Annotated in this window: 4 protein-coding genes and 1 pseudogene; 1 reads left to right on the top strand and 4 read right to left on the bottom strand. The window is 52.9% G+C overall.

Annotation, left to right across the window (positions count from 1 at the left end; genetic code table 11):
- The 4 genes and pseudogenes from A918_RS22345 to A918_RS0115815 all read right to left on the bottom strand — a co-directional run.
- A pseudogene (locus A918_RS22345) lies at positions 1-130 on the bottom strand (ABC transporter ATP-binding protein); the annotation flags it as partial.
- Positions 131-138: 8 nt separating this feature from the next.
- A complete protein-coding gene (gene nikC, locus A918_RS0115825) occupies positions 139-1,041 on the bottom strand; it encodes a nickel transporter permease (protein ID WP_022711997.1) in 903 nt (300 codons plus the stop codon).
- The gene (locus tag A918_RS0115820; RefSeq protein WP_022711996.1) at positions 1,038-2,051 is read right to left on the bottom strand and encodes an ABC transporter permease; all 1,014 of its coding nucleotides are present in this window, start codon (positions 2,049-2,051) and stop codon (positions 1,038-1,040) included. The genes nikC and A918_RS0115820 overlap by 4 nt, the downstream gene beginning before the upstream one ends.
- Positions 2,048-3,646, bottom strand: a complete 1,599-nt coding sequence (locus A918_RS0115815) for an ABC transporter substrate-binding protein (RefSeq protein ID WP_022711995.1) — start codon at positions 3,644-3,646, stop codon at positions 2,048-2,050. Before A918_RS0115815 ends, A918_RS0115820 begins: the two co-directional genes overlap by 4 nt.
- 550 nt (positions 3,647-4,196) lie before the next feature.
- Here A918_RS0115815 and A918_RS0115805 point away from each other — a divergent pair.
- On the top strand, positions 4,197-5,194 hold a 998-nt coding region (locus tag A918_RS0115805), incomplete at its 3' end, for a dipeptidase (RefSeq protein ID WP_022711993.1).

The following is a 5,194-nucleotide window of genomic DNA, read 5'->3' as shown; positions in this document are numbered from 1 at the left end:
TCCCCGAGCCGCTTTCACCCACAATACCCAGCTTTTCACGGCCAAGCTGCAAAGAGAGACCGCGCACCGCCTCAAAACGGGTGGTGCGGGTTTCAAATGCGATTCTCAGATTTTGAATATCTACCAGCATTTTATCCCTCAATTCTGCTTCGGATCGAGGACGTCACGCAGACCGTCGCCGAGGAAGTTGAACGCGAGTGAAACGAGGAAGATCGCAATACCCGGAATTGTAGCAACCCACCACTGCTCAAAAATGAAGCGTTTGGCTGTTGCAATCATCGCACCCCATTCCGGTGACGGCGGCTGAGCACCCATACCGAGGAAGCCAAGGCTTGCAGCGGTCAGAATGATCGAGCTCATATCCAGCGTAATACGTACAATCAGGCTCGGTACGCACAGAGGTGCAATATGACGGGCGATAATACGTGCAGGGCTGGCGCCGGTCAGGCGATAGGCTGCGATATAATCGGTGTTACGGATGGTCATGGTTTCCGCACGGGCCAGACGCGCATAAGGCGGCCAGGCTGTGAGTGCAATAGCCAGAATCGCGCTTTCAACGCCCGGTTTCAGCGCGGCCACGAAAGCCAGAGCCAAAATAAGACGCGGGAAAGCGAGGAACACATCGGTTACGCGCATCAGGATTGTATCGACGATACCGCCGAAATAACCTGCAACGCAGCCGATAATCAGACCCAGCGGTGCAACCAGAATAACAACGGCAATAACCATGCCGAGTGTTACGCGGCCGCCATAAAGGATACGCGAGAAAATATCGCGTCCCAGCTCGTCCGTACCGAACCAATGCTGAGCAGAAGGTGCCGCAAGACGATTGGCGAGATTTTGAATGCTCGGATCATGCGGTGCCAGCCACGGGGCAAAAATGGCGATGAAAACAAAGACCGCAATGATGAACAGGCCGATCATCGCCAGCGGATTTGACTTCAGATTGAGCCAGATACGGTAGCGCCGGCCCCAGAGAGCCTGCGACGGCGAGGACGGAGTTTCGTCCAGCGCCCAGTTATGAAAATTAGAGAAAATCATCTGACGCGTGGATCCAGTACCTTGTAGAGAATGTCAGCGAGCAGGTTAAGCCCGACATAGATGACACCAATCAGAAGAGTGGCGCCGACGACAGGGTTCATGTCTGCATTCATCAGCGAAACAGTCAGATACTGACCAAGACCAGGCCAGCTGAACACGGTTTCGGTTACAACTGCACCTTCAAGCAGACCGGCATAGGTCAGTGCAAGAACGGTCACCAGCTGCACGGCCACAGTCGGGAAAGCGTGTTTCCAGATAACTGCAGTGCCGGACAGGCCCTTGGCGCGGGCTGTAACAACAAACTCACCTTTGAGTGCATCCAGCATGAATGCACGGGTCATACGGGTGATATAAGCCATGCTGAAATAAGCGAGAATGATAACCGGCTGGGCCATATGCGCGAGCGCATCCCAGAAAGCATCCATATCGCCGTCGATCAGCGTATCAATGGTCAGAATACCAGTGACATGCGGGATCATGTCCTGAAAAATAATATCCTGACGGCCGGGTCCCGGTGCGATACCGAGCGCGGCATAGAAAACCAGAAGCGAAATCAGCGCCAGCACAAAGGTCGGCACGGAGTGACCGGCCAGACAGATAACACGGATCGTCTGATCCGTCAGAGTGCCCTGACGCACCGCTGCCCAGACACCCAGAGGAATACCGATCAAAGCAGCGAGGAGGAGCGCTGCGGTGGCCAGTTCAAGGGTTGCCGGAAAATAGCGGGCAATATCCGTGGTAACAGGGTTGCGGGTCAGAATGGAATTGCCGAGATCACCCTGCAAAACCTGACCGATATAATGGAAGAACTGCACGACGAGTGGCTGATCCAGCCCCATCTCCGCGCGCACACGCTGAATAACAGCCTCCGGCGCATTATCGCCGACGGCTGCAATCACAGGATCAACCGGCATAACGCGGCCGATCATGAAAGTGACAATAGCAAGTCCGAACAGCGTGATTAACACGCTGCTCAGAGTACCAGTCAGAGTTTTCAGTCTCTTATTCAAGCTTTCGCAATCCCTGCGTAAGAGTGGGTATCGGACAGAACGCCGAGACGCATGCCGGTAACATCTTTACGGCAGGCAGCAGTCATTACAGTCTGCAGCATGACAACAAACGGGCTGTTGTTCATGAATTCGCGCTGCAGGTCTTCGTAAAGCTTAACGCGGGTTGCCGGATCTTTTTCATCGCGGGCAGCCAGCGATTTCTTCGCGAAATCTGCGTTCTGGTAGTTTGAGCGCCATGCGAAAGGCTTGCTCTTTGCATCGTCCGACAGGTCGGTCACGTTGCAGAATACGTCCGCATTGGTATTCGGATCGAAATAGTCCGAACCCCATGAGGTCAGAGCGATTTCATGTTCACGGGCACGCATTTTGGTGAGAACCTGACGGTTTTCAGCAGCACGCAGTTCCAGCTTGATGCCGATTTCTGCGAGGTTTGCCTGAATGGCCTGAGCGATATCCGGCCAAGGCTGAGCGGAATAGTGGTCCATGCTGATGGTGAAACCATCAGTGAGACCTGCTTCAGCCATCAGAGCTTTTGCCTTCGCAGTGTCTTTCTGGAATGGTGTGTCGTTAACAGCACCCGGGAAACCTTCAGGAATAATGGTCTGATGGATCTGGTGGGTCAAAGGCACGATATTTTCCTGAATGCCCTTATAGTCGATCGCCCATTTGATTGCTTCCCAGACCTTAGGATTGGTCAGCTTTTCAACTTTCTGGTTGAGCGACATCAGGCCGATACCGGCAATACCTTTACGCACGAGTGTAAAGTTTTCGTCATTCTGGATCACGCGCAGCTGCTCGGAAGTCAGGTTACGGGCGATATCCACGTCACCTTTCTGAAGCATCAGCAGCTGGGATGAAGGGTCAGCAACGTGACGCAGAACGATACGCTTTACATTGCCTTTATAGGCGCCGTGCGGGTTCAGGTTCAGCATAACGCTTTCGCTTGGCTTCCATGCAGCCAGAGTCCATTCAGCGGAACCGGCGCTGTTTTTACGCAGCCATTCGTTACCGAGATCGTCACCGGCTGCATTTTCCATCACCAGCTTCTTCTCAACAACGCTACCGACGCTGGAAGACAGGCAATAAAGCAGGAAGGACAGGGAAGTCGGGGTGTCGAGAGAAATGGTCAGCGTACCGGCATCGGTCGCGACAACAGCTTTCTCAACATTCTCAGGGGTCAGACCGAACTGGCCGATGATGAAAGCTGGGCCTTTGTTCATCATGATCGCGCGGTGCAGCGAGAACGCAGCATCTTCAGCGGTGATCGGATTGCCGGTCGCAAATTTTGCTTCAGGGTTGATTTTGAAAGTATAAACCTTACCTTCAGCATCAGCTTCCCATGAAGTGGCTACGCCGCCTTCAATCTTTTCAGGATTTTCAAAGCTCGGATGCACAAGACGCTGATACATGTTGTTGCAGATTTCGCTGCCGACAGCTTCAAAGCTCTCATGCGGATCGAGCGATGTCATGTTGTCCAGCTGCATGGCCACAACCAGAATGTCCTGACGACCGGCAGCGATCGCAGGCAACATGCCGGCATATGACAGGAACGGAACAGCAGCAGCGCCCGCCAAAAAATTACGTCTTGAAATCACGGTGATTTCCTCTTCCCTATCCGTAAACGCAAGAAACCGGCCGGGTTGCCCCTGCCAGTGGTTAAGTTTTCTAACAGCTTTGAAAATGAGTTATCTTCGCGGGAGATCGTCCACCGGACCGATTTTTGCCCGTTCCGATCCACCCGAAACTGCATCAAAACAATGTGTATAAGAAAACCGTCTAATGTCCGGTTCAGTTATCATGAAGCCCAATAACGCGGCCAATGCAGATTTTGCCAGTGGCTATGCATGGTTTGCATGCAAAATCTTGTTCAAAACTTTGTTATTTTCTAATTTAAATTAATATGCAGAAGAGGACTATCCCCTGCAAGAAAAGGCATTTGCAATTTGGTTGCAAAATGGTCAGTCTCGCAAATCACGCGACGACTTGTATTTCCGCGATGAAAAACCGCAGAATCGCAGGTGCCTCCCTGAAATCTCAGAGGAATACCGTTGCTAACGAGATGCAATAACAGGATTTAATCCGCTAAATGTTTCTGTTTGCGACATATTTTATGTCGCCAGCCAGAAAAGTAAGGTTCCCTTTCCCATGTCCAGTTCCTCAACGGCAGACAATTTCACCCCTGTCTTCGATGGCCATAATGACGTTTTGCTGCGTCTGTGGTCGTCAAGCAAAGCCAATCCGGTCGATCGCTTTATTGATGGCGAAAAGGTGGGTCATATTGATCTTCCGCGCGCTAAAAAGGGCGGCCTCGCAGGCGGCCTCTGCGCAATTTATGTGCCGTCCCCTTCGATGGAAAAAGATGCAAACGGCGATTATCCGACGCCGGAACACGACAGCGCCTTAAGAATCACCCTCGGCATGGCTGCGCTTCTGGCGAAGATTGAAGCGAAGTCCGCAGGCGGCTTGAAAATCTGCCGTTCTGCCGATGATATCCGCACGGCAATGGCCAATGGCGCATTTGCGTCAGTACTGCATATTGAAGGTGCTGAAGCCATCAGCGCTGATCTGGATGAACTTTATGTGCTGCATCAGGCAGGCCTGCGCACTTTGGGTCCGGTCTGGAGCCGTCCTAATATTTTCGCATATGGCGTGCCGTTCCGCTTCCCGAGCACACCGGATATCGGTCCCGGCCTCAGCGATGCGGGCAAGGCCCTGATCCGCGCCTGTAACGAGCTGAAAATCATGATTGACCTGTCGCACATGAATGACAAAGGTTTCTGGGATATTGCAGCGATCTCCGATGCACCGCTCGTTGCCAGCCATTCCAACGTGCACACATTGTGCACACACAGCCGCAATGTGACCGAAAAACAGATGGATGCGATCAAGGAAACCGGCGGCTTGATGGGCATCAATTTCGGCGTGTCCTTCTTGCGTGCAGACGGTCAGAAAATCACGGCCACACCGCTCAGCGAAATGGTGCGCCACATTGATTACATCATCAATCGTATCGGCGTTGACCATGTGGCTCTCGGCTCCGACTTTGACGGCACGACCATCCCGGATGCTCTGGGCAGCGCCGCTGACCTGCAGCTGCTGATCGCCGAATTGCGCAAAGCCGGTTACGATCAGGAAACCATCGA

Origin of the sequence: Pseudochrobactrum sp. AO18b, assembly GCF_000409565.1 — a bacterium.
Classification (GTDB): domain Bacteria; phylum Pseudomonadota; class Alphaproteobacteria; order Rhizobiales; family Rhizobiaceae; genus Pseudochrobactrum; species Pseudochrobactrum saccharolyticum.
The sequence above is the reverse complement of the archived record's forward strand: the minus strand, read 5'-3'. Positions and strand labels throughout refer to the sequence as shown.

Bases quoted from the DNA above. Each gene is read 5' to 3' on its own strand.
- nikC (WP_022711997.1), bottom strand. From the start codon at position 1,041: ATGATTTTCTCTAATTTTCATAACTGGGCGCTGGACGAAACTCCGTCC.